This window comes from Humibacillus xanthopallidus (assembly GCF_006717145.1).
In the GTDB taxonomy this organism is placed as follows: domain Bacteria; phylum Actinomycetota; class Actinomycetes; order Actinomycetales; family Dermatophilaceae; genus Humibacillus; species Humibacillus xanthopallidus.
In genome coordinates this window covers 944597-971198 of record NZ_VFQF01000002.1, presented here as the reverse complement: position 1 = coordinate 971198, position 26602 = coordinate 944597, and the positions used below count along the sequence as shown (strand labels likewise).

Annotated in this window: 27 protein-coding genes and 1 tRNA gene; 17 read left to right on the top strand and 11 right to left on the bottom strand. The window is 70.1% G+C overall.

Going from position 1 to position 26602, the window contains the following annotated elements; genetic code table 11:
* The first annotated feature begins 81 nt into the window (after window positions 1–81).
* The 3 genes from FHX52_RS15175 to FHX52_RS15165 all read left to right on the top strand — a co-directional run bounded on the left by FHX52_RS15175 (window position 82) and on the right by FHX52_RS15165 (window position 2158).
* Window positions 82–154, top strand: a tRNA-Lys gene (locus FHX52_RS15175).
* Between the two features lie 91 nt (window positions 155–245).
* Complete coding sequence (locus tag FHX52_RS15170; RefSeq protein WP_141823159.1) at window positions 246–761, top strand: DinB family protein; 516 nt, start codon at window positions 246–248, stop codon at window positions 759–761.
* A gap of 254 nt (window positions 762–1015) precedes the next feature.
* A complete protein-coding gene (locus FHX52_RS15165; protein ID WP_246069998.1) occupies window positions 1016–2158 on the top strand; it encodes a peptidoglycan-binding domain-containing protein in 1143 nt (380 codons plus the stop codon).
* Between the two features lie 32 nt (window positions 2159–2190).
* Here FHX52_RS15165 and nicT read toward each other — a convergent pair whose 3' ends face one another.
* On the bottom strand, window positions 2191–3291 hold the full coding sequence (gene nicT, locus FHX52_RS15160; protein ID WP_185747359.1) for a Nickel transporter NicT: 1101 nt from the start codon (window positions 3289–3291) through the stop codon (window positions 2191–2193).
* 120 nt (window positions 3292–3411) lie between these two features.
* On the opposite strand from nicT, the gene FHX52_RS15155 reads away from it, so the two are divergent.
* Entirely contained in the window at window positions 3412–4611 is a 1200-nt protein-coding gene (locus FHX52_RS15155) for a thiolase family protein (RefSeq protein WP_141823158.1), read from the top strand.
* Window positions 4612–4866: 255 nt separating this feature from the next.
* On the opposite strand, the gene FHX52_RS15150 is transcribed toward FHX52_RS15155, so the two are convergent.
* The 9 genes from FHX52_RS15150 to FHX52_RS15110 are packed head-to-tail and all read right to left on the bottom strand — an operon-like array spanning window position 4867 to window position 13938.
* Window positions 4867–5610, bottom strand: coding sequence for an SDR family NAD(P)-dependent oxidoreductase (locus FHX52_RS15150; RefSeq protein ID WP_141823157.1), 744 nt, complete (start codon window positions 5608–5610; stop codon window positions 4867–4869).
* Window positions 5607–6845, bottom strand: a complete 1239-nt coding sequence (locus FHX52_RS15145) for a sialidase family protein (RefSeq protein WP_141823156.1) — start codon at window positions 6843–6845, stop codon at window positions 5607–5609. The genes FHX52_RS15150 and FHX52_RS15145 overlap by 4 nt, the downstream gene beginning before the upstream one ends.
* Entirely contained in the window at window positions 6842–7636 is a 795-nt protein-coding gene (locus tag FHX52_RS15140; RefSeq protein ID WP_246069995.1) for an HpcH/HpaI aldolase family protein, read from the bottom strand. Before FHX52_RS15140 ends, FHX52_RS15145 begins: the two co-directional genes overlap by 4 nt.
* Window positions 7633–8625, bottom strand: a complete 993-nt coding sequence (locus tag FHX52_RS15135; RefSeq protein ID WP_141823155.1) for an aldo/keto reductase — start codon at window positions 8623–8625, stop codon at window positions 7633–7635. Before FHX52_RS15135 ends, FHX52_RS15140 begins: the two co-directional genes overlap by 4 nt.
* Window positions 8622–9470, bottom strand: a complete 849-nt coding sequence (locus tag FHX52_RS15130; RefSeq protein ID WP_141823154.1) for an ATP-binding cassette domain-containing protein — start codon at window positions 9468–9470, stop codon at window positions 8622–8624. The genes FHX52_RS15135 and FHX52_RS15130 overlap by 4 nt, the downstream gene beginning before the upstream one ends.
* On the bottom strand, window positions 9463–10398 hold the full coding sequence (locus FHX52_RS15125) for an ABC transporter ATP-binding protein (protein ID WP_141823153.1): 936 nt from the start codon (window positions 10396–10398) through the stop codon (window positions 9463–9465). The genes FHX52_RS15130 and FHX52_RS15125 overlap by 8 nt, the downstream gene beginning before the upstream one ends.
* Window positions 10395–11348, bottom strand: coding sequence for an ABC transporter permease (locus FHX52_RS15120; RefSeq protein WP_141823152.1), 954 nt, complete (start codon window positions 11346–11348; stop codon window positions 10395–10397). The genes FHX52_RS15125 and FHX52_RS15120 overlap by 4 nt, the downstream gene beginning before the upstream one ends.
* Window positions 11345–12277, bottom strand: a complete 933-nt coding sequence (locus FHX52_RS15115) for an ABC transporter permease (protein WP_141823151.1) — start codon at window positions 12275–12277, stop codon at window positions 11345–11347. Before FHX52_RS15115 ends, FHX52_RS15120 begins: the two co-directional genes overlap by 4 nt.
* A gap of 29 nt (window positions 12278–12306) precedes the next feature.
* Window positions 12307–13938, bottom strand: coding sequence for an ABC transporter substrate-binding protein (locus tag FHX52_RS15110; RefSeq protein WP_141823150.1), 1632 nt, complete (start codon window positions 13936–13938; stop codon window positions 12307–12309).
* 284 nt (window positions 13939–14222) lie between these two features.
* Here FHX52_RS15110 and FHX52_RS15105 point away from each other — a divergent pair, with 284 nt between their 5' ends.
* From FHX52_RS15105 to FHX52_RS15085, 5 genes are all read left to right on the top strand, one after another.
* Entirely contained in the window at window positions 14223–15536 is a 1314-nt protein-coding gene (locus FHX52_RS15105; RefSeq protein WP_246069987.1) for a four-carbon acid sugar kinase family protein, read from the top strand.
* A complete protein-coding gene (gene pdxA, locus FHX52_RS15100) occupies window positions 15533–16540 on the top strand; it encodes a 4-hydroxythreonine-4-phosphate dehydrogenase PdxA (RefSeq protein WP_141823148.1) in 1008 nt (335 codons plus the stop codon). Before FHX52_RS15105 ends, pdxA begins: the two co-directional genes overlap by 4 nt.
* Window positions 16541–16550: 10 nt before the next feature.
* Window positions 16551–17342 carry a DeoR/GlpR family DNA-binding transcription regulator gene (locus FHX52_RS15095; RefSeq protein ID WP_141823147.1) on the top strand — a complete coding sequence of 264 codons (792 nt, stop codon included), beginning with the start codon at window positions 16551–16553 and terminating at the stop codon, window positions 17340–17342.
* Between the two features lie 181 nt (window positions 17343–17523).
* Complete coding sequence (locus FHX52_RS15090; protein ID WP_141823146.1) at window positions 17524–19299, top strand: CE1 family esterase; 1776 nt, start codon at window positions 17524–17526, stop codon at window positions 19297–19299.
* Between the two features lie 93 nt (window positions 19300–19392).
* Entirely contained in the window at window positions 19393–20181 is a 789-nt protein-coding gene (locus FHX52_RS15085) for a DeoR/GlpR family DNA-binding transcription regulator (RefSeq protein ID WP_141823145.1), read from the top strand.
* Between the two features lie 191 nt (window positions 20182–20372).
* Here the strand turns inward: FHX52_RS15085 and FHX52_RS15080 are convergent, their stop codons facing one another.
* Window positions 20373–20567, bottom strand: coding sequence for a CsbD family protein (locus tag FHX52_RS15080; protein ID WP_141823144.1), 195 nt, complete (start codon window positions 20565–20567; stop codon window positions 20373–20375).
* A gap of 127 nt (window positions 20568–20694) precedes the next feature.
* Here FHX52_RS15080 and FHX52_RS15075 point away from each other — a divergent pair, with 127 nt between their 5' ends.
* The 8 genes from FHX52_RS15075 (at window position 20695) to FHX52_RS15040 (ending at window position 26529) form a co-directional block, all read left to right on the top strand.
* A complete protein-coding gene (locus tag FHX52_RS15075; RefSeq protein WP_141823143.1) occupies window positions 20695–21720 on the top strand; it encodes a cation diffusion facilitator family transporter in 1026 nt (341 codons plus the stop codon).
* The gene (locus FHX52_RS15070) at window positions 21717–22232 is read left to right on the top strand and encodes a methylated-DNA--[protein]-cysteine S-methyltransferase (protein WP_141823142.1); all 516 of its coding nucleotides are present in this window, start codon (window positions 21717–21719) and stop codon (window positions 22230–22232) included. Before FHX52_RS15075 ends, FHX52_RS15070 begins: the two co-directional genes overlap by 4 nt.
* A gap of 121 nt (window positions 22233–22353) precedes the next feature.
* Window positions 22354–23630, top strand: a protein-coding gene (locus FHX52_RS15065) for an IS3 family transposase (protein ID WP_141823141.1) whose coding sequence is annotated in 2 segments (ribosomal slippage) — window positions 22354–22636 and window positions 22636–23630 — 1278 coding nt in all. Because the reading frame shifts where the segments join, the coding sequence is not laid out codon by codon here.
* Window positions 23631–23866: 236 nt separating this feature from the next.
* Window positions 23867–24364, top strand: a complete 498-nt coding sequence (locus FHX52_RS15060; RefSeq protein WP_141823140.1) for an RNA polymerase sigma factor — start codon at window positions 23867–23869, stop codon at window positions 24362–24364.
* Window positions 24357–24971: a methylated-DNA--[protein]-cysteine S-methyltransferase gene (locus FHX52_RS15055; protein ID WP_141823139.1), complete on the top strand. Its 615-nt coding sequence runs from the start codon at window positions 24357–24359 to the stop codon at window positions 24969–24971. Before FHX52_RS15060 ends, FHX52_RS15055 begins: the two co-directional genes overlap by 8 nt.
* On the top strand, window positions 24968–25249 hold the full coding sequence (locus tag FHX52_RS15050; RefSeq protein WP_141823138.1) for an Ada metal-binding domain-containing protein: 282 nt from the start codon (window positions 24968–24970) through the stop codon (window positions 25247–25249). Before FHX52_RS15055 ends, FHX52_RS15050 begins: the two co-directional genes overlap by 4 nt.
* 119 nt (window positions 25250–25368) lie before the next feature.
* Window positions 25369–25848 carry a PNPOx family protein gene (locus FHX52_RS15045; protein ID WP_141823137.1) on the top strand — a complete coding sequence of 160 codons (480 nt, stop codon included), beginning with the start codon at window positions 25369–25371 and terminating at the stop codon, window positions 25846–25848.
* A 99-nt stretch (window positions 25849–25947) separates the two neighbouring features.
* Entirely contained in the window at window positions 25948–26529 is a 582-nt protein-coding gene (locus FHX52_RS15040; protein ID WP_141823136.1) for an NUDIX domain-containing protein, read from the top strand.
* Window positions 26530–26602: the final 73 nt, after the last annotated feature.

The following is a 26602-nucleotide window of genomic DNA, read 5'->3' as shown; positions in this document are numbered from 1 at the left end:
CCGTGGGTCAGCCCGGCGGAGCTGGCACCTGTGCCGTCCGCTCCGGCTGCGCGGGACGTTGCCGTTAGACTCCCCCACCCCGGGCCTCTAGCTCAGTCGGTAGAGCATCGGACTTTTAATCCGCCGGTCGTCGGTTCGAGCCCGACGGGGCCCACTGCATCACCTCGACAACAGCCCGACTGCGCCCTGGGCACGAGAACGCCGGTCGCGTGCGCCTGTCCCCGGCGCCGTGGAAGATGGCGACCATGTCGTCCCACGCCTTCCCCGAGCCGTCCTCGACGCCCGACCTGCGCGGCTTGTTGTTGAGCTATCTGGACTACTACCGGTCCGTCATCAGCTGCAAGATCGGCGGGCTGGAGCGCGACGAGCTGCAGCGGATCACCGTGCCCTCCGGCTGGACACCTGCGGGCCTCGTCAACCACCTGGCGAACGTCGAGCGCCGTTGGATCCGTTGGGGATTCATGGCTGAGACGATGGCGGACCCGTGGGCGGACCGGGAGGGCACGGGCTGGGTGTCGCCCGACCTGACGGCGGAGGAGCTCACCGCCCTGCTCGAGGAGGCCGGGCGCCGCACCCGGAGCGTGGTCGAGGCCCATGACCTGGCCGAGACCGCTCGCGTGGGCGGCCGGTTCCCCGACACCGCCGCGGCACCCCAGCTGCACTGGATCCTGCTCCACCTCATCCAGGAGTACGCGCGCCATGCCGGCCACCTCGATCTGGCTCGAGAGCTGATCGACGGCCAGACGGGCGAGGAGCCGTAGCAGGACTCGACGCATCCGCACGTCTCCTGCGCTCACACGTCGGGAGCCCGCTCGAAGTCGCCCTCAAAGAGTGAGGGGCGACGCGCCGGCGCTCACTACCGTGCATGCCACCGGCCTGACGTCTTCGATCCCCGTGGGCGGCAGTCGAGTCCGGCGGATCCGAGGGAGTGGTGCAGATGCTGGACGGTCGCGACGCTGGGCCCCGTCGAATGTGGCTGGCTCCCGTGACGAGACGGTCGCGGACGCGAGTCGCGGTGGCGGCCCTGGCAGTGTGCCTGCTCGCGGGGTGTGGCAACGCCGACAACGGCAACACCGCCGTGCAGGCCGCCGAGGCCAAGGTGACGAGCAAGCAGAAGGCACTGGATGACGCGAAGGCGTCCGCCACTGCTGCGACGGCCCAGTTCTGCAGCTCCAGCGCCGCCTACATCACCGCCCTCGACCGCTACGGAGACGTCCTCAACCAGACCGCGCCCACCGTCGGCGACGTCACGACCGCCGGCCGCGACCTCAAGCAGCCGAGCGCGGACGCCGTCTCGGCCGGGGAGGCGGCCGCCTCCGCCCATGAGGCCATCGGCACCGCCGAGCAGGAGCTGGCCACCGCCGAGGCGGAGCTCGCCAAGGCGCGTGCCGCTGCCACAGGCGGCACGGCGCCCGCGACGGCCACCGCATCGGGGTCCCCGACCCCGTCGTCCACCCCCACGGTGCCGGGCGAGGTCGTGACGCGGGTGCAACAGGCCGAGAGCGACTTCGCGACCGCGCAAGCCGGCATCTCCGACGCCACCCCGCTGCGTGCCGCCAGCGTGCAGTTCAACGCGGCCGCGGTCGCCCTCCAGATGGCGTGGTTGCAGCTGTATGCCGCCACGGGTTGCCTCACGGACGCCCAGCAGGAGAAGGCCGCCGCGGCCGTGCACGACTACACGGCAGCCCTGCAGCAGGATCTCGCCGAAGCCGGCTACTTCACCGGCAAGGTCGACGGGGTCTACGGTCCCACCACGGTGGCCGCGGTCGAGGCCCTGCAGAAGGCGCACGACCTGCCCGTGACCGGCAGTGTCGACAAGGCCACGGAGGCGGCGCTGCGGGCGGACCTCGTCGCCAAGGGCGGCGCCACCGCGGGGGCCCAGGTGGCCTCGACGGCTGCCGTCCAGCAGACCCTCAAGCTCGCCGGCTACTGGGACGGCCCGGTCGACGGGCAGTGGACCGACGCGCTGACCGAGGCCGTGACGACGCTGCAGAAGGACCTGGGCGTGCCGACCACCGGGAAGGTCGACGCCGCAACGGTCTCCGCGCTGGAGAAGGCGATCGCCACGGCGAAGGAGACGCCCACCGCGACCGTGACATCGACCGTCACCTCCACCGTGACCACGACGGTGTCGCCCTCCTCGTCAGCGGCCCCGTAGGCACCCCCTCAGCGCTGCCGTGGCCGGAGGGCTCAGTCGGTGAGGCCGCTCGACCAGCGCTCCTCGATGCGGCCCCAGCGCCAGATCGCGAGCGACACGAGCCACGTGACGACGAAGAGCCCGACGATCCAGAAGCCGATGCTCGCGAGGTCGATGCCGCCGATCCAGGCGAGCGGGCCGGACGTGATGTGGAGCTTGTCGGTGATGATCGACACGAGCTCGATGACCCCGATGAGCAGCGCCACGGCGACCGACAGCGACGTCACGGTGATGTTGTAGTAGAGCTTGCGCACCGGCTTGCTGAACGCCCACCCGTAGGCGAAGTTCATGAAGGAGCCGTCGATCGAGTCGAGCAGCGACATGCCCGCGGCGAAGAGCACGGGAAGGGTGAGGACGGCATACCAGGGCAGGTTGGCGGCGGCGGCGCCGCCCGCGATGACGAGCAGCCCGACCTCCGTCACGGTGTCGAAGCCGAAGCCGAAGAGCACCCCCACGGGGTAGAGGTGCCACGGCTTCGTGACCGCCCGGTTGACGCGCCCGAGGATGCGGTTGAGGAAGCCACGCTTGTCGAGCTGCCGCTCGAGCTCGGCCTCGTCGTAGTGGCCCGAGCGCATCTGGCGCGAGACGCGCAGGATGCCGATGAGCGCCGCGAGGTTGACGAGCCCGATGAGCACGAGGAAGACACCCGAGACCGAGGTGCCCCAGACCGAGGTGACCTGCTGCAGCTGCGAGCCGTCGTCGGCCAGCGCGCCGGCGAGCGCGCGGATGCCGAAGGCGAGCAGCATGACCATGGCGAAGACGACGGACGAGTGCCCGAGGCTGAACCAGAAGCCGACGCTCATCGGCCGCTGGCCGTCGCTCATGAGCTTGCGGGTGGCGTTGTCGATGGCGGCGATGTGGTCGGCGTCGAACGCGTGCCGCATCCCGAGGGTGTATGCCGTGACGCCGAGTCCCACACCGAAGAGCTGGCCCGCGACGCGGTACTCCTGCGGCGCCACGACCCCGAGGAGCAGGCCCCAGCCGACGACGTGGAGGAGCAGGACCACGACGCTCATGCCGAGGACGCTGCGGCGCTGGTCGTGCGTCAGACGCGAGAGCAGCGTGCGCCTCGTGCTCGGTTGCTCCACGTCCATCGCCACGAGGCCACGCTAGATGCGACACAGTCGCAGCTGCAACTGTGCCCGGACGTGGCATGCTCGCGGGCACCGGACGAAGGAGACCGCCATGACCGACTGCTGTGACGAGGTGCGCGCGTGAACGACGCCTTCGTCTACGACGCCATCCGCACCCCGTTCGGGCGCTTCGGCGGGGCGCTTGCCGCCACCCGGCCCGACGACCTCGCGGCCCTCGTCGTGCGCGCCATCGTCGAGCGTGCACCCGGCCTCGCCGGTGACGGCGCGGGCGAGCACGTCGACGAGGTCGTCTTCGGCAACGCCAACGGAGCCGGTGAGGACAATCGCAACGTCGCGCGCATGGCCACGCTCCTCGCCGGGCTGCCGACGACGGTCCCGGGCACGACGGTCAACCGGCTCTGCGGCTCGAGCCTCGACGCGGCGATCATCGCCTCCCGCCAGATCGCGACCGGCGAAGCCGATGTCGTGGTCGTCGGCGGGGTGGAGTCGATGACACGAGCCCCGTGGGTGCTCCCCAAGACCGAGAAGCCATATCCCGCAGGCGATCTCGCCCTCGCCTCGACGACTCTCGGGTGGCGCCTCATCAACCCCGCGATGCCGCCTCAGTGGACCGTCTCGCTCGGCGAGGCGACCGAGCAGCTGCGCGAGCGCTTCGACATCTCGCGTGACCGGCAGGACGCCTTCGCCGCCCGCTCCCACCGCCTGGCCGACGACGCCTGGACCTCGGGCTTCTACGACGAGCTCGTCGTGACCGTGCCCGGCGTGGACCTCCTGCGTGACGAGTCGATCCGGCCCGACACCACGCCCGAGAGGCTCGCGGGGCTGCGCACCTCATTCCGTTCCGAGGGCGGCACCGTCACCGCCGGCAACGCCTCGCCGCTCAACGACGGTGCGTCGGCCGTGCTGCTCGGCAGCGCGACAGCGGCGGACGAGCTAGGCCTGGCGCCCATCGCCCGGATCGCCGGCCGTGGCGCGAGCGCGCTGGACCCGCAGCTCTTCGGCTACGCGCCCGTCGAGGCCGCCAACATCGCGCTGGCCCGGGCCGGTGTCGCATGGGGCGACGTCGCCGCGGTCGAGCTCAACGAGGCCTTCGCGGCCCAGTCGCTCGCGTGCATCGACGCGTGGGACATCGACCCCGAGGTCGTCAACCGCCACGGCGGCGCCATCGCCATCGGCCACCCGCTCGGCGCCTCCGGTGGGCGCATCCTCGGCACGCTCGCACGCAGCCTGCAGCGCACCGGCGACCGATGGGGCGTGGCCTGCATCTGCATCGGCGTCGGCCAGGGCCTCGCCGTCGTCCTCGAGAACGTCACCGCCTGACGCGACCGCGCCACGCGGCATACCCCCGCCTCAGCGCCAGCGGCACACCCGAGCGCCAGCGGCACACCCGAGCACTGTCCGCACACCGTGCACGGTGTGCCGCCGCCCTGCAGAGGTGCGCCTGCTGACGGCAGCGAGCCACTCGGCAAACGCCCACTCGAGGGCCAGCCGCGCGCCCGACCGTCAGCGGCACATGTCGGGGCGGGCCGCACACGGTGCGCCGTGTGCGGCTGGCGTGCAGGTGTGCGGGCACGCTCAGGGTAGGGACGCTCCACCGCAGATGACGATCGTCTGGCCCGACACCATCGCACCCGTCGGCTCGAGAAGGAACCTCGTCAGCGCGGCGACCTCAGAGGGCTCGACCAGACGCCCGAGGGGCGGTATGACCGGAGGCACGGAGGCGCGGTTCGGGTCGTCGAGCATCGCGGTGCGCGTCGGGCCCGGCGCGACGACGTTGACGGTGATCCGCCGTGGCGCAAGCTCCGCCGCCCACGCCCGGGCCATCGCCGCAAGCGCTGCTTTCGTCGCGGCGTACTGGCTCTTCCCCGGCACACCGGTCATCGTGCGGCTGCCGAGAAGCACGACCCGTCCGCCGTCGCACAGCGCATTGACGAGCCCGCCGACGACGAGCTCGGCGCCGCGCACGTGCACGGCCCACATCCGCCCGCCCTGCTCCGCGCGAAGCTCTGCAACCCCGGCGGAGTACTGCAGGCCGGCGGCGTGGACGATCGCGTCCACGCCGCCGGTCGCGGCCTCGCGCACCGCTTGCACGGCCTCGCCGGCTGAGATCACGTCAGCCAGGTCGCACGGCACCCACGTGGCGGCGTCCGGCAGCGCGCCGCGCGAGCGGCTGAGGCCGAGGACGTGCCACCCGGCACCGACGAGGTCGTGGGCGATGGCGAGGCCGATGCCCGAGCTGGCCCCCGTGACGACCGCGCTGCGTGTGACGCGGTCGGCAGGTGGGGAGGGGGCCGGCTCGGGCAGGGTCGCCGCCGTCACCGGGACGGGCTGTGTCGGAGGCGGGCGACGACGTCGGGAGGCAGGTGCAGGTGCTTGATGGCTCGCCGGTGGTAGGTGTAGGCGACGTGCAGGTCACCGTCCCGACCGGGCAGGACCGAGGGGTAGGACAGCTCGCGGTTGAGCCCGTCGCGGGAGTTGTTGGACATGCAGTAGCCGTCACCGCTCTCGAGGTCGACCTGGACGGGCCATGACCGGCCCTCGTCGGGGCTGAGTCCGAGCGTCATCGGAGCCCTCGGCGCACCCCAGAACGCGGTCTTTCGACCGGCAGCCTCCGCCGCCTCCGGTGATGGCTCGGCCACCACCGGACCCTCCAGCCCGTCGCGCACCCCCTCGTCGTCGATCTCGTCGTAGAGCGAGACCCGCCTCTCGGTTGCGTCGCGCGCAGAGCTGCGGTTGAAGACGAGCGCGACCTCTCCCCCCCTGGTCGAGACGGCCTGGATCGACGAGTTGTTGTTGGGCAGGTCGGTCGACGTCGGCTCGGCCCACGTCAGACCGTCGTCGGTCGACGTCGTCTGCCAGATATGGTCAGCCCACCGGCTGCGGAAGCACGCCCAGAGCGAGCCATCATGTCGCACAATGACATTCATGTGCACGCACCCGAGCGACCCGGGCACGGGCGCCTCGGACCAGCTGTCGCCACCGTCGTCGCTCCACCACACGCTCGACGTGTCCTCGTTGCCGACCCACTTCTCTCCGGGCACCGTCACGCAGTTGAACACGGGCAGCAGGATGCGTCCGCTGGCGAGCACGACCGGCGGCTGCCGCACGAAGACGCCACCCGCCTCCGTGGCCGGGAGCAGCACCGCCGGCGCCTCCCACGTGTCACCCCCGTCGTGTGACACGCGACGGCGCACCTCTGATGTGTCTTGGTTCCCGGCGAGCTGGGCGGTGTAGAGCAGCCAGACGTAACCGTCCGGGGCCGTGAAGAGGACGGGGTTCTGCTCCGACCGCGTCGGGTCGTCGCTGAGCGCGACGGGGGCGAGCCACGTGTCGCTGCCTGACGGCATACGGCTGAGGTAGGCGGTGATGTCACTGACACCCTCCTGGGTGCCGCCGAACCATACGCACGCGAGGTCGCCGTTCGGCAGCCATGCGAGGTTGGCCGCGTGGCACTGCACCGTCGGGGTGGGGAGGTATGCCGTCCGGCCGCCTCCGTAGCGATCGCGCAGCACGCCGTCCGTGGGCAGCGACTCCGCACCGCCTGTGACGCTCACCCCTCCCCCCGCGCAGCCTTGAGGTGGGCCGTGGCGGCCTGCTCGAGGTGAATGAGGTCAGAGGAGACAGTGGCCAACGTGAAGCCCTGGGCAAGCCGCTTGGCCGCGACTTCCCCACTGGGAGTGTGGAATCCGGCTGCGATGCCCGCCGACTCGGCAGCACGCAGCACGCGGGCCACGGCCTCCTCGAAGGCGTCGTCGACAGCGGGGTCGGCGGACGTCGCGCCGCCGACGGAGATGCGCAGGTCGGACGGTCCGATGTAGAGCCCGTCGATGCCCGGGGTGGCTGCAATGGCCTCGACGTTCGCGAGACCCTGCGGCGTCTCGATCATGGCGAGGACGACCGTCGCTGCGTTGGCGTCGGCCGGGTTGGGGCCGATGCGCAGCTGCGACCGCATCGGGCCGTACGAGCGGATACCGAGCGGCGGGTACTTCGCGAAGGACACGGCTCGGGCGGCGTCCTCGGCCGTATTGACGAGCGGGACGATGATGCCCGCCGCACCCGAGTCGAGCGCCTGGCCGATGAGGAAGGGGTCGTTGGCGCCGACCCGGACCATGCCGACGGACTCGCCGCCGGCGTCGACGGACGTCATGCCGGCGAGGATGCCCTTGTAGTCGAGCAGCCCGTGTTGGCCGTCGAAGCACACGTAGTCGTAGCCGAGTCGCGCGAGCCGCTCGGTCGATGCGGGCGAGTCGATGATGACCCAGTAGCCGAGGATCGTCTCTCTGGCACGGAGACGTCGGGCATAGTCGAGGACGCGCTCGCGGCTGCGCTCCATCGCCGTGCTCATCGGTTGTACCCCGGCATGGACCCGGCAAGAGCCAGACCTGCCTCGTCGCACGCGGCAATGACGTCGTCGGGGAGCGGACCGGCTTGTGCAGCAGTGATGTTGGCCTCCAGCTGGTGTGGTTTGGATCCCCCGAGCAGCACCGCAGACACGACCGGCTTGCTCAGCAGCCAGCGCAACGACAGCTCGGGAAGGGTGATGCCGGCCTCCGCGGCGATGGCGCCCAAGGCCTCGATGACCGCGAACGTCTCGGCGTTCCAGTAGCGGTCCTTGTACATCGTCGCCAACGCCGAGTCGCCGAAGCGGCCCTCAGCCGGTGACTCGGCGAAGGAGTGGCGGCCGGTGAGCAGGCCGCCGCCGAGCGGGTTGTAGACGATCGTCGCGAGTCCCTTCGTCGTCGCGAACTCGGCGTACTCGGCCTCGATGCGGCGCGCGACGAGGTTGTAGAGCTGCTGCGCCAGGATCGGCCGGGGCGTCCCGAGCGCGTCGCAGGCGGCGAAGACGTCGCCGATCTGCCAGGCGGAGAAGTTGGAGACGCCGATGGCGCGGACCTTGCCCTCTTTGACGAAATCACCCAGGGCAGAGACGGTCTCCTCGATCGAGACCGAACGGTCGGGCTGGTGGAGGTAGTAGACGTCGACGTGGTCGGTGCGCAGCCGGCGCAGGCTCGCCTCCAGCGATGACCGCAGACCTTTGGCGGAGAGCAGCGGTGCGCCGCCCGCGTCGCCGAGGTAGATGCCCGCCTTGGTCGCGATCGTCGCTGCATCGCGCCGACCGTCGAGGATCTCGCCGATCATCTCCTCACTTCGCCCGGCGGCGTACCCGTTGGCGGTGTCGAGGGAGGTGATACCGGCGTCGAGCGCCGTATCGACCATGGTGCGGGCGGTCTCGAGGTCGACGGTGTCGCCGAAGGTCATCGTGCCGAGCACGAGCCGCGACAGCGGACGGGCAAGGCCGGGCAGGTCGGTGGTCGGGAGGGCAGCGGTGGTCATGAGGCCTTCTCGGTCTCGGCGGTGCGGGACGCGGCGATGTGTCGGATGAGGTGGCGCGGCTTGATGCCGGTCATGAGCCCCGGCTCCAGGGCGGAGCGACGCAGCCGCTGGGTGTACTCCTCCTGAGGACGCGAGAGGAGGTCGTCGGTGCGGCCGCTCTCGACGATCCGGCCGGCGCGCATGACGACGGTGTCCTGCGATATCGCACGCACCACGCCGAGGTTGTGCGAGATGAAGAGGTAGGTCAGGCCGGTGTCGGCCTGGATGTCGGCGAGCAGTTCCAGCACCTGCGCCTGCACCGAGACGTCGAGGGCGCTGGTCGCCTCGTCGCAGACGAGCAGCTCAGGCTCGGATGCCAGCGCGCGAGCGATGCCGATGCGCTGGCGCTGGCCTCCGGAGAACTCCGGGGGCTTGCGGCCGAGGGCCGTCTTGGGCAGGCCGACCCGGTCGATCAGCTCGGCGGCCTTGTCGCGCTGGACCTTCCGCGACTTCTCCCCCCGCACGGCGATCGGCTCGGCGACGATCTGCTGGGCGGTCAGATGGGGGTCGAGGGAGCCGTAGGGATCCTGGAACACCATCTGCACGCGGTGGCGCATCGGGCGCAGCTGTCGCTCGGTCAAGGTGGCCAGGTCGGTGCCGTCGAGGTCGATCGTGCCCGAGGTGGGCTTGATCAGCCGGACGAGGGCCTTGGCGATCGTCGACTTGCCGCAGCCCGACTCTCCGACGATCGCGAGCGTGCCACCGCGCGGCACGCTGAACGAGACGTCGTCGACGGCGCGGAAGGTGTCGCTGCCCGTCTTGTACTCGACGACGAGGTTGGACACGGTGAGCAGGTTGTCAGCCATGGCTGGCCTCCTTGACGAACGTGGTGTCGGGACCTTTGGTGCCGCCGCCGTTCGGTGAACCCGGCTGCGGCGCAGGGGCGCCCGCTTCAGGAGCGTCACTCGCGGCATACGTGCTGGGCTCCGTCAACGCCGGATCCTCCCAGGGGCCGAGCTCGGGGATGGCCCCGAGCAGCTTCTGTGTGTAAGGGTGCTGGGGGTGGTCGACGACATCGGTGACGGGACCGCTCTCGACGAAGACGCCGGACTTCATGACGTGGATGCGGTCACTCATGAGCCGCGCGACCCCGAGGTCGTGCGTGATGAGAAGGAGGGCGATGCCGGTCTGCTCCTGGAGCTCGAGCAGCAGGTCGAGGATGCCGGCCTGGACGGTCACGTCGAGCGCGCTCGTCGGCTCGTCCGCGACGATGAGGTCGGCGTCGGTCGAGACCGCCATCGCGATGAGCACCCGCTGGAGCATGCCCCCCGAGAGCTGGTGGGGGTAGGCGTCGAACTGCTTGGCAGGGTTGCGGATGTGCACCTGCTCCATGAGCGACAGCGCCCGCCTCTTGGCCTCGGCCTTGCTCAGCTTGGGGTACTTGATGCGGACGGCCTCGGTCATCTGGCGACCGACGGTGCGGATCGGGTTGAGCGCTGTCATCGGGTCCTGCGGGATGAGGGCGACCACCCGGCCGCGCAGCTGGTTGATGACCTTGCGGTCGCCGGTCACGTCCTGGCCCGCGATGCGCGCCTCGCCGGAGATGACCGCGAGGTCGTCGGGCAGCAGCCGCAGCAGAGCCATCGCCGTCGTCGACTTGCCCGAGCCGGACTCGCCGATGATGGTCACCGTCTCGCCCCTGTCGATGTGGAAGCTGACCCCGTCGACGGCGCGGATGACGTCATCGGTAGCCATCAGCTCGACCTGCAGGTCCTTGACCTCGAGCACGCTCATGCCTGGTCTCCCTTCGCACGGCGCACGCGGTCGCGCAGGCCGTCACCGACGAGGTTGACTCCGACGACGAGCAGGGCGATGGCCACGCCCGGCACCGTGACGAGCCAGGGCTTGCCGGTGACGAAGAGCTCTCGGCCGTCGGAGATGATGCCGCCCCACGTCGGGTAGGGCCGCTGGACGCCGGCACCGAGGAAGGACAGGGCGCTCTCGAGCAGCACGGCCTGGGCCAGCAGCAGGAGGACGACGACGAGCACCTGCTGGAGGATGTTGGGAACGACGTGCCGGCGCAGGATCGAGAACTTCGGCAGACCGAGCACCCGAGCCGCTGCCACATATGGCTTCTCCCGCTCGACGAGCACGAGCGCTCGGGTGATGCGGGCCGGCTCGGGCCATTGCGCGAAGGCGATGACGAGCGTGATGACGGGGATGGACGGGCCGAAGAGGGCCACGACGAGCAGCAGCATGAGCAGCAGCGGCAGGGCCATCTGCGCCTCGAGGAGGCGCGAGATGATCGTGTCGACCCAACCGCCGAAGTAGCCGGCCGCGGCGCCCGCGACGATGCCGACAAGCCCTGAGACGAAGATCGCGAGCATGCCGATGACGAGCGAGGTCTGGCCGCCGTGCAGGATGCGCGAGAGCAGGTCACGGCCGTTGGGGTCGGTGCCGAGCAGGTGGCCCGCACTGAAGGGCGGGAGCGACGACTCACTCAGCTGCCCGACGATCGGGTCGGGCAGCGGGAGGACGTTCGCCAGCACGACGGGGATGATGACGACCCCTGCGCAGATCGCGCCGACCCAGATCTTGATGGTGCTGTAGCGGGCACGACGGACCGCAGCCGAGCGGCGCAGCAGCACTTTGTTGACGGCTGAGTCGCGGCCCAGGATCGAGCCCGGCACCTCGCTGAGGTTCGGGACCTGCGGGTGACCGGGCAAGTTCGTGGAGGTGGTCATGCGCTGGCCTCTCCGAGACGGACCCGCGGGTCCATGAGCGGGTAGAGCAGGTCGACGAGCAGCTGGACGAAGAGCGCCAGCAGCACGGTGACGAGGACGGTGGCCTGGATGAGCGGGAAGTCGCGCTGCTTGAGCGCGTTGACGACGAGCTCGCCGACGCCGGGCCAGTTGAAGACGACCTCGACGATGACGACGCCGTTGAGCATCGCTGCGAAGCGGGTGCCGAGCGCCGTCACGACCGGCAGGGCGGCGTTCGCGAAGGCGTAGCGCCAGGTCAGTGCCCGCTCCGAGACCCCGCGAGACCGCGCGACCGTGAGGTAGGGCGACGCGAGGTTGACGACCATCTCGCGCCGCACGAGACGCGAGATGAGCGCGATCTGCAGGATCGCGATGGTCACGGTCGGCAGGATGATCGAGGCGGCCGAGTCGAACCCCGACGGCGCGAACCACTTGAGGTTGACCGCAAACAGGATGAGCAGCACGAAGCCGATCCAGAAGTCGGGCATCGACTGACCGGCGATGGTGCCGATGTTGGCGCCGAGCTCGCGCGACGTGTTGTTGCGCCGCGCCATCCACACCCCCAGCGGGATCGCGACGATCGACGTGAGGACGATCGCCGCGACCGCGAGGGTGATCGTGTAGGGCAGCCGTTCCAGGACGACCGCGAGCGCGGGCCGCTTGAAGAAGAACGACGTGCCGACGTCGCCCTGGAACAGGTGCTGCAGGAACGTCCAGAACTGCACGGGGATCGGCTGGTCGAGCCCGAACTGCTGGCGGATGGCCTCGAGCTGTGCTGAGCTCGGGTTCGGCGGCGCATAGTTGGCCGCGGGGTCGCCCGGCGCCATGCGGAGCAGGACGAACACCGTCGCCACGGCGAGGAAGGCCGTCAGGATCGTCTGACCGATCCGTTTCAGGACGTACGTGAGCATGGGATCACCTTGGTCTGGTCGGCTGGACGTCAGCCGGAGACGGTCACGGCGGCGAGGTCGTAGGAGTTCGTCGCGCGGAGGTTGAGGTTCTGGACCCGCTTGCGCTTGGCGAGGACGTTGTTCGGCGTCCAGGCCCAGACGGCGGGCCACTGCGCCCAGATCTTCTCCTGTGCCTGCTTGAGCAGGTCGTTGCGCTTGGCCTCGTCGGACTCGGCAGCGGCCTGGTCGAGCAGCGCAGTGATGTCCGGGAAGACGAAGCCGTGGTAGGTGTCGCGCGTCTTCTCCTTCTCGGCCGTGCCGCCGTACTGACCCTGCAGGTTGGTGAGGGCCAATCCGGTCTGGTTGCCGTAGCCGTTGGCCAGGATGTCCCAGTCGCCGGCCTCGCCGCGACGCCACGCGTTGATCTCGCCGCCCTTGGGGATCATCTTGAGCTCGGCCGTCACGCCGACCGCAGCAAACATCTGCGACACCGCCTCGAGGACGCGGGACGCCCCGGCGAACTCGGAGTCCTCCCAGATGATGCGCACCTTGAGGCCCGCCGCTCCGTTGTCGGCGAGCATCTGCTTGGCCTTGGCCGCGTCATAGACGTAGTCACCGGTCTTGGCGAAGCCGGCCAGAGTCGAGGGCACGACACCCTCCGCCGAGGTGACCTGGCCGTTCATGAGCGCCTTGATGAGCGACTCGTGGTCGATGGCGTAGGTGAGGGCCTCGCGCACCTTGGGGTTGGCGAGCGGGCTGCTCGCCGGCTTGCGGAAGTTGTAGAAGAGGTGGATGAGGCGCGTGCCCGGCGTCTCGATGACGTCGATGTCGGAGTTCGTCTTGAGGGACGTGGCGGACTCCGGCGTGATCGTGTCGATGACGTCGGTCTGGCCCGAGGTGATCGCGATGACGCGGGCGCCCTCCTCCTCCTGGTAGCTGACGTTGACCTCTTCGAGCTTGGCCGGCGTGCCCCAGTAGTTGGCGTTGCGCACGAGGCGGTAGGTGCCGGTGCCGGAGTCAGCGCTCGCGATGGTGAACGGGCCGGTGCCGAGGCCGATGCCGAGTTCCTCGGCCTTGTTGTCTTTGGCCGGCGTGATGAGGATGTTGGACATCAACGAGTTGAGCGAGACGACGGGGTTCTTCGTCGTCAGTGTGAAGGTCGTGTCGTCGACCTTGGCGAAGGCCGGCTGCTCCGGGAACTGCGAGGCGACGTAGCCGGCCTTGACCTCGAAGTAGAGCTTGAGTGCGGTCTCGACGTCCTCGACCGTGACCTTCGACTTGTCGGAGTAGTGGATGTCATTGCGCAGCTTGACGGTCCAGACGGTCGGCTTGGTCTGCTCGAACGACTCGGCGAGCACGAGCTCAGGGGTGAGCTTGTCGCCGATCCTCGTCAGGGCCTCGCGCACCGCGCGCTGCACGGTCACGGCGGCGTCGTACTGGTTCAGCTTGTTGTCGAGGCTGACCAGGTTGCGGTTGAGCACGATGCTCAGGGTGCCACCGGCAGCTGCGGCTCCTCCGGTGGAGGTGCTGGCGGCGGTCTTGGGTCCGGCGCAGTTGGCGAGCACGGGGGCGGAGAGCAGACCCGCACCGGCCAGCGAGCCGAACTTGAGGATGGAACGGCGCGAGTGCTCCCGCGCCGGGGGGTCAGACGGGGAAACGCGTGATGGCGTGTGCTGGGGCATCGGGACTCCTCGTTGAGCGTGGCCTCTACCGCGACTGCGCACCGTGCGCCGTTCGGGTGGATCTACATTCGCACCATTGCACGAATCGCGCACTACCTGTAGCGTTTTTTGTGACGGGACAGCTCGGCGCGGCCTCACGGGCAGCGCGGGACAGACCCATTCGGTGAGACGGCGAGGATGCCAAACTCCTTGCTGCACATGGATATGCACGCAAAGGAGGAACCGTGGTCGCCCTGGAGATTGGCATCATCGCTGATGATCTCAGCGGTGGCGCAGAGTGCGCAGTGCGCGCACTCTTGCGTGTTTCGCGCAGCACGATCCTCCTGGGCCTGGCCCCCGAGGGGGGCACCCGCGACGCCGACTGTGCCACGCGCGTCCTCACCGTGGACACGCACTCCCGAGGTCTCGAAGCCGCCGCTGCAGCCACCCGCGCCGCCGCTGCGGCGGCAGCCGTCTCCGCGGCCCCCGTGGTCGTGAAGAAGATCGACTCGCTGCTGCGGGGCAACGTCGCCGCCGAGATCGCCGCGGTGGCCCAGCAGCTCGGACGCACTGCCGTCGTCGCCGTCAGCAACCCGGCCCTGGGGCGCGTCGTGCGCGACGGCGTGCTGCACGTCGAGGGCACACCACTGCACGAGACCGACCTCTGGCAGGTGGAGACCTCTCCGGCGCCGACCTCGGTCCAGCAGGCCCTGAGGCCGCTGCGCACCGTGCTCATCTCCCAGCACACTGTCGACGCCGGCACCGATGCCGTCGCTCAGGCCGTTCATGACATCGCAGCCTCCGGCGCCGTCGCCGTGTGCGATGCCGCGACAGAGGCCGATCTCGAGACGATCCACGCGGCCGCCATCGCCACGTCGTCCCGCGCACTGCTCGTCGGCTCGGGCGCGATGTCCGACACCGCCGTGCGCGCCCTCACCCCGGAGCACGACGCAGCCCCCGCAGGCCTCCCCCGCCTCAGCTCGCTGCTCATGGTCCTCGGCACCCGCGCGAGCGCCGTCGCCGCTCAGCTCGCGCAGCTCGCCGGCAAGGCTGCGCACATCGAGCTGATCGACCCCGCCCGGCTGCTCGCAGACCCGCGTGCCCTGCAGGCTCGGCTGGAGGAGGTCACGGCCCACGGCCTCGTCGTCGTCGCCCTCGACCCCGCGGCCGCGGTCGAGAGCGGCGACGCGAGCCGCCTCGTCGCGGCGCTCGCGGACGCGCTCGCTCCCCACGTCACGTGCTACGAGGGAGTCTTCCTGACCGGTGGCGAGACGGCTCGGGCTGCTCTCGACCGCCTCGGCGTGACCTCGCTCTCGGTCCTCGCCGAGCTCGAGCGCGGCACCGTCGTCAGCCAGACGCAAGCGGGTCACGTCGTCGTGACGCGCCCCGGCAGCTTCGGCGCTGCCGACTCGCTCGTCCGCACGGCCCGACGGCTCCTCGGCACCGACCTGGCCGCCGACGGCACCTCGCAGACCACCACCCGAGCTGCCGCCAACGCCACAGCCACAGCGGCGACCGCAGCCAGCCAGCTCGCCGCGCCTGCCACAGCCGGCACTCAGTCCACGCAGCGCAAGCCTGCGCAGTCTCGTCTCGTCGCCCCCACCAAGGAGAACCCATGAGCGCCGTCCTTCCCCGCATCGCCGTGACCATGGGAGACGGTGCCGGCATCGGGCCGGAGATCATCGTCAAGGCACTCGCCGACCCGCACGTCGCGACGATGGCCCGCACGGTCGTCGTCGGTGACGCGCTGCGGCTGAAGCAGGCCGCCGCCATCATCGGCAGCGCCGTCGACATCGTGACGGTGACCGACGTCGAGGAGGCCCAGGAGGTGCCGGGCCGGATCAACGTCATCGACCTCGGCCTGCTGCCGGAGGACCTCCCCTTCGGGCAGCTGTCCCCGATCGCCGGCGATGCGGCATACCACTACATCCGCGTGGCCGCCGAGCTCGCGATGGCCGGCAAGGTGCAGGCCATCTGCACGGCGCCGCTCAACAAGGAGGCGCTGCACGCCGGCGGTCACGTCTTCCCCGGCCACACTGAGCTGCTCGCTCACCTCACCGGCACCCCGGAGGTGTCGATGATGCTCTCGACCGAGAGGGTCAAGGTCATCCACGTGACGACCCATATCGGCCTCATCGACGCGGTGGCTCGCATCGAGCCCGGACTCGTCGAGCGCGTCATCCGCCGCGGTCACAAGGCGCTCGTCGACGCGGGCAACCCCAACCCCAAGATCGGCGTATGCGGAATCAACCCCCACGCGGGTGAGAACGGCCTCTTCGGCTACGGCGAGGAGGAGTCAAAGATCAACCCGGGGGTCGAGGCTGCCCGCGCAGACGGAATCGACGTGCACGGCGCGCTCCCGGCCGACACCCTCTTCTTCCTTGCCGGGCGCGGTGACTACGACCTCGTCGTCGCGATGTACCACGACCAGGGGCACGGCCCCGTCAAGGTGCTCGGCCTCGAGGCAGGCGTCAACGTCACGATCGGACTCCCTGTGATCCGCACGTCGGTCGACCACGGCACGGCCTTCGACATCGCCGGCACGGGTATCGCCGACCACCGCTCGATGATCGAGGCCCTGCGGCTCGGCGCCGAGATGGCGCCCCGCCCCGTGAGCGCCTGAGGGACGCGACGTGGCGAGGGACGGAGCGCAGACCCGCCGGAGCGAGATCGTCCGGCTCGCCACGACCACCGGGCTCGCCAGCGTCGACGAGCTGTCCGACCACCTGGGCGTCACCGCCTCGACAATCCGGCGCGACCTCGCCAAGCTGACCGCCCAGGGCAAGCTTGCGCGCACCTACGGCGGCGCCATGCCCCTGACCCACCCGACGGAGGCGTCACTGCGGCAACGCCTGGGAGAGGCGTTCACCGCCAAGCAGGCCATCGCCCGCTGGGCCGTGTCGGTCATCGAGTCCGGCGAGACGATCCTGCTCGACGCCGGGTCGACGACGACGGCCCTCGCCCAGGTGCTCAAGGACGCCGGAGACCTGACCGAGCTCACCGTCGTGACGGCGGGCCTCAGCACCATGGGCGCCCTCGCCGAGACCGACGGGATCGACGTCATCGCCCTGGGCGGCAGGCTGCGCACGATGAGCCAGGCCTTCGTCGGGCCTCTCGCCGAGTCGGCGATCGCGCGGCTCTCGTTCGACCGCGCATTCATGGGCGCCGACAGCGTCCACCCGGAGCGCGGCATCTGCGAGGCGGACCTCGAGCAGACGCTCCTCAAGGAGCTCATGATGAGCCGGGCCGCGCACACCTACGTCGTCGCCCACGGCGCGAAGCTCGGGAAGTCGCCTTTTCACGCCTGGGCCGTCATGCCCCCACGCTGGACCCTCGTCACCGACGAGTCAGCCGATCCCGTTGCCGTCCATGCGTTTCGAGACAGCGGAGTCGAGGTCATCATCGCGCGCCACAGCGCCGACTGACGACGCTCAACAGTCCAGCCGACCCGAGGAGGGGACGCCCAGCCGTCCGGACCCCGCAGACCCCGCACTACTCACAGAGCACCTCTCGCCGGCAGCGCAGCCGAGGACGCGAACGACCCGACCCGTCGGCCGTCGCACCAGTCACCGGGCCGCACTGCCACGATCCTCTCGGAGGAGAACAGTGAAGAAGAGACTCGTCCTAGGGCTACTCGCCGTCCTCGCCCTGGTCGTCCCGACCACGGCGGCCAGCGCCAGCCCGACCAGCGCACCCAGCCGTCCGCTGCCCGTCGTGCAGCAGCTGGCCGCAACCGTCCCCGTCTACGCCCCCGAGCGGGGCATCAAGATGGGCATCCACGGCCTCTTCGAACGGCCCGTGCGTGACACGGGCCGGACCGCGAAGGTCTACGTGCCCCAGGATGCCGTCCTCGGCGCCTACATGGTCGTGACCACCGTGCCCCAGGGTCAGCAGACCGTGCAGTGGCTCGTCGACAGCGGCTGGATGGCCCTCGCCGACCGTGACAAGTTCGTCGTCTACATCCTCGAGCCCGGGGCGCCAGGCTCGTGGGGCACCGCAGCCGAGGAGCAGTCCTATGTGCAGACGGCCTACGACGACATCAGTGTCAACGGCCCAAACGGACGTGGCACCTGGTACCTCCCCCCGGAGAGCTACTACGTCGTCGGCTACGGCGCGGCCGGCACCGCCCTGCAGAAGACGGTCATGAAGGACCCGACCCTCGTGGCCGCAGCCGCCTTCGTCAACGCCAGCGACATCGGTTCTGACTACCTCGCCCAGATGCAGACCACCTACTACGCAACGCCCGACTGGAACGGCCAGCGGGTTGCCAGCAGCAGCGTGCCGTTGCCCGTGTGGACGATCTCCGACCACTCCTCGGCACAGACCGCCGGCGTGGTCGACTACTGGAAGCACGCGAACCAGACCGTGTCCAAGGCAGTCGGATTCCACGGCGGTCAGATCTTCCGTCAGCAGAAGGGCACGCTCGACTACTACGTCGCCGACGAGTCCACCGCTGTCGCCGTCCTCGAGAAAAGGAACCTTCGTGAGGACGCCAGGCTCAACCGCCAGATCTACGAGTCCTTCCTCTCCGACTACACGCGCTACGGCGGAGCGGTCGGCGGCAACACCCTCGGCACCCGGCCCGACTACCGCGCCCTGGGGGTCGAGTACCGCACCATGGAGCTCGACGGCCGCCTGCGAGAGTTCCTCGTCTACGTCCCGCACAAGGCGCGCGTCGCAGCCGCACGCGGTGAGAAGTCGCCTGTCGTCTTCTCGCTGCACGGCTCCGGCATGACGATGTACTCGATGTTCGACTTCTCGCGCTGGTGGGAGGTCGCGGACGACGAAGGCTTCATCCTCGTCGTGCCCACCGGCCTCAACACCGAGAACCGCACGGGCTGGGCCCTCGGGCCCAAGAGCGTCGACATGACGTACATGCAGCGACTGCTCGACACGGTGAAGCAGGACTACGCCGTCGACACGAGCCGCATCTACCTCGGCGGCCAGTCGATGGGCAGCATGATGAGCAACGCCATCGCGCGTGACCTCACCCTGTCCAAGAACTTCACCGCCCTCGGCACGACGTCGGGAGTGACCACGTCGAACGACTACTCCGGCGAGGTCCTGCCGAACTTCATGCTCTTCGGTGAGTTCGACTTCTGGCCCTACGACCCCGCCACCTCAACGGTTGGCGGGTGGGCGACCTACTGGATCAACCGCAACAAGGCTCTCGGGACACCGACGACCCCGGCCTCCCTCGAGCGCGACGGTCGCTACGTCATGCGCAAGTGGAACAACGCCGAGGGAGTCAACGTCGTGCGCTACGGCGTGACCCTGGGCCGCGGTCACAGCATCATCCCCTCGGAGATGCGCACCCTCTGGGACTGGTATGCCTTGTGGCAGAAGGACGCCAGCGGCAACAACGTCTACGTCGGCCCCTGACCGACGCCGCTCCGACCGCGTGACCACGCCCTGCGCCACCACCGTCCCTGACGGTGGTGGCGCAGTCATCACTGCGGGCCTAAGGTGCCGAGCGTGGCCAAGCATCCCGCACAAGCACGTCGAGACGAGATCGTCCGGCTGGCAACGACCACAGGCCTCGCCAGCGTCGAGCAGCTGAGCGACGAGTTCGACGTCACCGCTTCGACGATCCGTCGCGACCTCGCGAAGCTCACCGCGCAGGGCAAGCTGGCCCGCACGTACGGCGGCGCCATGAGCCTCGCACACCACCCGGAGGCCTCGTTGCGCCAGCGCCTCGGCGAGGCTCACGTCGCCAAGCGCGACATCGCCCGATGGGCCGCGGCACAGATCGAGCCCGGCGAGACAGTTCTGCTCGATGCCGGATCCACGACAGGCGCCCTGGCCGACGAGATCACTGCCTCAGAGGCCCTGACCGAGCTCACGGTCGTCACTGCCGGCATCAGCGCCATGGGTGCGCTGTCGGACAGCCCCGGCATCGACGTCATCGGGCTGGGCGGTCGGCTCCGTCCCCTCAGCCAGGCGTTCGTCGGGCCGCTCGCCGAGTCGGCCGTGCAGCGCCTCTCCTTCGACCGGGCGTTCATGGGCGCCGACAGCGTGCACGCCGAGCGCGGCATCTGCGAGGCGGACCTCGAGCAGACCCGGCTCAAGGAGCTCATGATGAGTCGCGCCGACCACACCTATGTCCTCGCGCACGCCGCGAAGCTCGGCCAGTCGCCCTTCCACGCGTGGGCGGTGATGCCGGCCCGCTGGACGCTCGTCACCGACGCGTCCGCGACCCCCGACGCACTTCAGGCCTTCCGCGACAACGGGGTCGAGGTCGTCGTCGCGCCACGCCGCGACTGACACGCCGAACACCCGGCGTATGCCGTGGCGCCAAGCCACGCGGCATACGCACCCCTGCCGGGGACGGGGCACATCACAGACGAGGCGGGTCTGACCCTCCCGGACACCTGACCCCACGGAGTGCGGGCGGACAGGCCAGTGGGCCGGCCCCCGAAGGGACCGGCCCACCTCGCCGGGCAGTGACCGTCGATTCAGCGCTTGAAGGCGTCCTTGACGTCGTCGCCCGCGTCCTTGAGCTGCTCTCCCCGCTGCTTGAGGTCGGCCTGAGCCTGGTCTCGCTGGCCCTCGGCCTCGAGTCGCTCGTTGTCGGTCGACTTCCCGGCTGCTTCCTTGGCCTTGCCCTTGAGGTCTTCCCCGGCGTTCTTGGCCTTGTCAATGAGTCCCATCGTTGGACTCCTTCCCGATCGGATACTCCTCCCCTACCCGGTCATTGCCGATCCCCACCATGACCTCAGATGTCCGAGGAACAGTCCCGACGCGCGAGCTGTCAGCGGCCCTTGTCACACTGAAGTCGTGTCGACCCATGAGAGCCCACCGAACGCCGACGCCCCCCTCGGAGGCGCCCGCGCCCAGCAGACGCGTGACCTGAGCCGCTTCGCCTATCTCTCGATCGTCGCGGCGATCCTCACGATCACGCTCAAGGTCATCGCGTGGCGCATCACGGGGTCGGTCGGTCTGCTCTCCGACGCCGCCGAGTCGGTGGTCAACCTCGTCGCCGCGGTCGCGGTGCTCGTGGCGCTCAAGGTGGCGGCGATGCCTGCCGACAAGAACCACCACTACGGGCACACCAAGGCGGAGTACTTCTCGGCGGCGATCGAGGGGATGATGATCTTCGTCGCCGCGCTCGTCATCATGTACACCGCGGTCGAGCGCTTCCTCAACCCGCAGCCCATCGAGAACGTCGGCATCGGCCTCGCGATCTCGGTCTTCGCCTCGCTCATCAACGGTGGCGTGGCGATCGTGCTCCTGCGGGCCGGGCGCCGCTACCGCTCGCTGACGCTGACCGCCGACGGCAAGCACCTCATGACCGACGTGTGGACCTCTGCGGGCGTCGTCGTCGGCGTCCTCATCGTCGCGCTGACGGGCATTGAGCGGCTCGACCCCGTCGTCGCCTTCCTCGTCGGCCTCAACATCGTCTGGACCGGGTGGAAGCTCATCCGCGAGTCCACCGAGGGCCTCATGGACATCGCGATGTCCAAGGAGGACAACCGCGCCATCGCCGACATCCTGGCCGGGTTCGTCACCAGCGAGGTGCACTTCCACGCGCTGCGCACCCGCGACTCGGGCCACCACCGCTTCGCCGAGGTGCACGTGCTCGTGCCCGGGGCGTGGACCGTGCAGCAGGGGCACGACCTTGTCGAGGAGATCGAGGACGCCGTCCACGAGGGCTTCGGCGAGATCGCGCTGACCTGTCATCTCGAGCCTTCCGAGGACCCCCGCGCCTACGGCGACTACGCGGCGGAGTACCCCGTGCCGACGCACGACGACATCCAGGCCGCCCACGAGAAGGCATCCGGACCGGGGCCCGAACGCCCATGAGCCCGTCGCACGTCGTCGTCGGCTCGCCCCTCGGCGACCTCACGGTCGTCGCCGACGACGACGGGTCGATCACGCACCTGCTCATGGACGCCGCGAAGTACCGCCCCGACGACCCCGACGTCTTCGGTGAGCCCGGCGACCCACGTGCGGAGCCCTTCGCATCCGCGGCGTCACAGCTCGAGGCCTACTTCGCCGGAGCGCTGCGCGAGTTCGACCTGCCGCTCGCGCCGCGGGGCGACGACTTCCAGCAGCGCGTGTGGGCGCTGCTGCGCGAGATCCCGTACGGCGAGACCCGCAGTTACGGCGAGCTCGCCCGGGCCCTCGGCGACCGCAACCTCGCCCAGGCCGTCGGCACCGCCAACGGACGCAACCCGATCGCCGTCGTCGTGCCGTGCCATCGCGTCATCGGCGCCGACGGCTCCCTCGTGGGGTATGCCGGTGGGCTGGGTCGCAAGCGACACCTCCTCGCGCTCGAGGAGCCTCGCGCCGCTGACGCCGGCCGCCTCTTCTGACCGCCGCCCCACACTCGAGTGGCCCCGCTTCCACACTCGAGTGGCCAACCCGACTCGAGTGGCCGCGCTTTGACACCTCCCGGGATGTCCGGAGGCCTGATCCGTTGGAAGGATGCAGGTCATGGGACGTCCGTCGAAGTACTCCCAGGAGTTCCGGGAGCGTGCTGTCCGGTTGGTGCTGGAGCAGCGTGATGAGTACCGGTCTGAGTTCGAGGCGATCCGGTCGGTCGCGGCGAAGCTGGGTGTCGGTTCGCCGGAGACGGTGCGCAAGTGGGTGCGCCGCGCGGAGGTCGATGCCGGCGCCCGGCCGGGGTTGACCTCGGCTGAGCACGAGCAGATCAAGGCCCTCAAGCGCGAGAACGCCGAGCTGCGCCGGGCGAACGAGATTTTGAAGGCAGCCTCGAGTTTCTTCGCGGCCGAGCTCGACCGGCCAGGCAAGTGGTGATCGACTTCATCACCGAGCACAAGGACCACCGCGTGGCCGGGGTTGATGGACAGCCCGGACTGCGTTGGGGTGTCGAGCCCTTGTGCGCGGTGCTGAGCAAGCACGGGATCGCGATCAGCGCCTCGACCTACTACGAGTGGATCGCCAGGAAGCCGTCACGTCGGGCGCTGCGCGACGAGCAGGTCACCGCGTTGATCGCCGCCGAACGGCGCGACTCGCGGCTCGTCGCGGGTTTGGGCAGCCGGAAGATGTGGCTGCACCTGCGCGGGAAAGGCCATGACGTGGCCCGCTGCACGGTCGAGCGGCTGTACCGGGTCAACGGGTGGGAAGGGGCCCGGTACGGCAAACGGGTCCGCACCACGATCCCGGATGAGGCGCACACGCGGGCGGCTGATCTCGTCGAGCGGGACTTCGCCCCGGCCGCACCGAACCGGCTGTGGGTGGCCGACTTCACGTACGTGCCCACCTGGACCGGGATGGTGTACGTCGCGTTCGTCGTCGACGCGTTCGCCCGCCGTGTGATCGGCTGGCGGGTCGCGACGTCGATGACCACGACGCTGGTGCTGGACGCACTGGAGCATGCCGTGTTCACCCGGGCGAACGAGGGTGTGACCGACCTGTCGGGGCTGGTCAGTCACTCCGATGCCGGGTCGCAGTACACGTCGATCGCGTTCACCACGAGGCTGCTCGAGGCTGGGATCGACCCGTCGGTCGGGTCGGTGGGTGACGCCTACGACAACGCGTTGGCGGAGACGACCGTCGGCTCGTTCAAGACCGAGCAGATCCACCGGAACGGGCCTTGGCGCGACGTGGGACATGTCGAGGTCGCCACCCTCGAGTGGGTCGACTTCTTCAACACGATCCGACCCCACGAGTTCCTTGAGGACCTGACCCCAGCAGACGCAGAGGAGCTTCACTACGCTCACCGCAAGACCCTCGCCCCCACCGGGTGAGACACCAAACCAAGCCTCCGGACTCACCGGGAGGTGTCACTTTCCCATTCGAGTGGCCTCGTTTTCACACGCGAACGGCCTACCCGACTCGAGTGGCCGCGCTTTCACACTCGAGTGGCCTCGTTTTCACACGACTACGTGTGAAAACGAGGCCACTCGAGTGACGTCCGTGGGGTGACGTCAGCATCGGGGAGACTGGGACCTCACATCCTCCGAGGCTGGAGCGTCCACAGGACATGAAGCGACCGTTCGAGCAGGCCGTCACCGAGCACGGCACCGTGGTGCTGCGCGTCTGCCGCGCCGTGCTCGGGGTGGAGGAGGCCGACGACGCCTGGTCGGAGACCTTCCTCTCCGCCCTCCGCGCCTGGCCCGACCTGCCCGACGACGCCGACGTGCGCGGCTGGCTCATCACCATCGCGCACCGCAAGGCCATCGACGTCGCGCGGGCCCGGGCTCGGCGCGCCGCTCCGGTCGACCGGCTGCCCGAGCGACCCGCTCCACAGGGCGAACGGCCCGACCAGGCACTGCCCGACGACGCCCTGTGGTCGGCCCTGGCAGCGCTGCCCGACAAGCAGCGCCAGTGCGTCGCCTACCACCACGTCGCGGGCCTGCCGCACACCGAGGTCGCCGCCATCGTCGGCGGCACACCGGCAGCGGCGCGCCGAGCCTGCGCCGACGGCATCGCCCGCCTGCGCCTCACCTATGCCTCCAACGAAGTGAGCTCCCATGTCTGACAACCTGATCCACGCCCTTTCCTCCCCAACCGACTCCGATACCGTGGGTGCCGATGTCACAGTGCTGCACGCCCGACTGGTCGAAAGCGCCTCTGCCACAAACTCGCTCGACCTCACCTACCGCGTCGTCGACTCCCCCGTCGGCCGACTGCTCCTCGCGGCCACCGAGGTCGGCCTCACCCGCATCGCTTTCGAGAGCGAGGGCCACGACGCAGTGCTCGGCTCGCTCGCCACGCGCATCGGACCGCGAATCCTGCACGACGACAAGCGATTCGACGAGATCGCGCGTGAACTCGACGACTACTTCGACGGTCACCGCCACACCTTCGACATCCCCGTCGACCTGCGGCTCTCGCGCGGCTTCCGCCTCGAGGTGTTGCGACACCTGCGCGACATCCCCTTCGGCCGCACCGAGAGCTACGCCCAGGTCGCCGCCTCCGCCGGCAACGCCAAAGCGGTGCGGGCCGTCGGCAGCGCCTGCGCGACCAACCCCATCCCGATCGTCGTGCCCTGCCACCGCGTGGTCCGCTCCGACGGCGGCCTGGGCGGCTATCTCGGAGGAACCGCCGCCAAGCGCCTCCTGCTCGACATAGAGTCCGCCGCATGAGTGGACGCACCTGGACACTGGTCGGCGCTGACGGCCTGCCCTACGAGAGCGACAACCCCGGCGCCCTGGGCGGCAACGCCCGCAACCCCCGCGACCGCATCTACGGCCGACTCGACTGCGGCTCGGCCCGCGCCGCCCTCGCCCGTGGCGGCTACGCCGAGCACCGCGTCTTCTTCGCCGACGAGGCCACCGCCGTCGCCGCGGGCTTCCGCCCCTGCGGCACCTGCCTCAGGCCGGCGTATGCCGTGTGGCGCGCCTCCCGGGACGCCGGCGCCTGAGGCGCAACCCGGCCCCACGGCATACCGGCGGTGGTGCGGACGTGCGACATCGCGGGCCACCCGCGAGCACGATGCGGCGAAACCCGTCGGCGCGGCCCGCGCGGTGCCACCCTGTAGCCATGGCCGACATGTCGAAGCCCGCGGTGGAGCAGGCCCTCGCCCCCGCCGCGATGGTCAAGGTCGTCAACCCGGTGCTGCGCACGATCCTCGGGTCGCCGGTGCACGGCATCGCGAGCAAGGGCCTCATGGTGCTGCACGTGAAGGGCCGTCGCACCGGACGGGTCTACGACGTGCCGGTCGGCCGACACGAGCTCGACGGTCAGCTGCTGACCTTCGGAGGAGGCGCCTGGCGGGTCAACCTGCGCGGGGGCGCGGACCTCGAGGTGACCATCGACGGGCGACGTCGGCGAGCGCACGCGGTCCTCGAGGAGGACCCCGACCGCGTCGCAGAGATCTTCGTGCGCCTGCTCCAGGGCCTCGGCCCCACGCGCGCCAACCGGGTCGGTCTCAAGGTCAACGTCGACCGGCAGCCGACGCTCGACGAGGTGCGGGCGGGCACGGCTGGCCGCGCTATCGTGCTGCTCACCCTCACGGACTGACCGGCGGGTCCGGAGACCCCGGCCGCCGGGCCCCGGCCACCTGCCGGGCTTCGCCGTGTCGTGGTGCGAGGATCGGGGCATGCGAGAGCGACACCCCCGGTGAGCTGGCCGGTGACCCGCACCCGGGTGGCCTACGAGAACCCGTGGATCGTCGTGCGCGAGGACGAGGTGGTCAGGCCTGACGGGTCGCCCGGCACCTACGGGGTGGTCGAGCTGCGCCGACCCGCGGTCTTCGTCGTCGCGCTCACCGACGCCGACGAGGTCGTGCTCGTCACCGTCGACCGGCACACGGTCGGCACGTCGATCGAGGTGCCCGCGGGTGGCACCGACGGCGAGGACCCCCTCGTCGCCGCCCGACGCGAGCTGGACGAGGAGACCGGCCTCACCGCCGGGACCTGGCGCCGGGTCGGCGAGATGTCGGCCCTCAACGGCATCTGCCGCGCGCCCGAGGTGGTCTATCTCGCGACCGACCTCCACGAGGTCGGCACGGCCGCGGACAGCGCCGCACCCGGCCACGGGGACGACGCGCGCTCCGGCGAGCAGATCGCGGAGGGCATCTCGGCCGTCTCGCGCGTGCCTGTCAGCGAGGTCCTGGACATGATCCGCCGCGGCGAGATCACCGACGGCGAGACCGTTGCAGCCCTCATGCTCGCCCTGCTCGAGCTCGGCCGCATCGCCTGACTCGAGGCGTCGGCCGTCGGACCGTCGCCGGGGTGCAACGGTTCGGTGGCCTCGCGTGTCCATGCTGGTGTAC

Bases quoted from the DNA above. Each gene is read 5' to 3' on its own strand.
- FHX52_RS15170 (WP_141823159.1), top strand. From the start codon at position 246: ATGTCGTCCCACGCCTTCCCCGAGCCGTCCTCGACGCCCGACCTGCGC.
- nicT (WP_185747359.1), bottom strand. From the start codon at position 3,291: ATGGACGTGGAGCAACCGAGCACGAGGCGCACGCTGCTCTCGCGTCTG.
- FHX52_RS15140 (WP_246069995.1), bottom strand. From the start codon at position 7,636: ATGAGCACGGCGATGGAGCGCAGCCGCGAGCGCGTCCTCGACTATGCC.
- FHX52_RS15135 (WP_141823155.1), bottom strand. From the start codon at position 8,625: ATGACCACCGCTGCCCTCCCGACCACCGACCTGCCCGGCCTTGCCCGT.
- FHX52_RS15130 (WP_141823154.1), bottom strand. From the start codon at position 9,470: ATGGCTGACAACCTGCTCACCGTGTCCAACCTCGTCGTCGAGTACAAG.
- FHX52_RS15125 (WP_141823153.1), bottom strand. From the start codon at position 10,398: ATGAGCGTGCTCGAGGTCAAGGACCTGCAGGTCGAGCTGATGGCTACC.
- FHX52_RS15120 (WP_141823152.1), bottom strand. From the start codon at position 11,348: ATGACCACCTCCACGAACTTGCCCGGTCACCCGCAGGTCCCGAACCTC.
- FHX52_RS15115 (WP_141823151.1), bottom strand. From the start codon at position 12,277: ATGCTCACGTACGTCCTGAAACGGATCGGTCAGACGATCCTGACGGCC.
- FHX52_RS15110 (WP_141823150.1), bottom strand. From the start codon at position 13,938: ATGCCCCAGCACACGCCATCACGCGTTTCCCCGTCTGACCCCCCGGCG.
- pdxA (WP_141823148.1), top strand. From the start codon at position 15,533: ATGAGCGCCGTCCTTCCCCGCATCGCCGTGACCATGGGAGACGGTGCC.
- FHX52_RS15080 (WP_141823144.1), bottom strand. From the start codon at position 20,567: ATGGGACTCATTGACAAGGCCAAGAACGCCGGGGAAGACCTCAAGGGC.
- FHX52_RS15070 (WP_141823142.1), top strand. From the start codon at position 21,717: ATGAGCCCGTCGCACGTCGTCGTCGGCTCGCCCCTCGGCGACCTCACG.
- FHX52_RS15060 (WP_141823140.1), top strand. From the start codon at position 23,867: ATGAAGCGACCGTTCGAGCAGGCCGTCACCGAGCACGGCACCGTGGTG.
- FHX52_RS15055 (WP_141823139.1), top strand. From the start codon at position 24,357: ATGTCTGACAACCTGATCCACGCCCTTTCCTCCCCAACCGACTCCGAT.
- FHX52_RS15050 (WP_141823138.1), top strand. From the start codon at position 24,968: ATGAGTGGACGCACCTGGACACTGGTCGGCGCTGACGGCCTGCCCTAC.
- FHX52_RS15045 (WP_141823137.1), top strand. From the start codon at position 25,369: ATGGCCGACATGTCGAAGCCCGCGGTGGAGCAGGCCCTCGCCCCCGCC.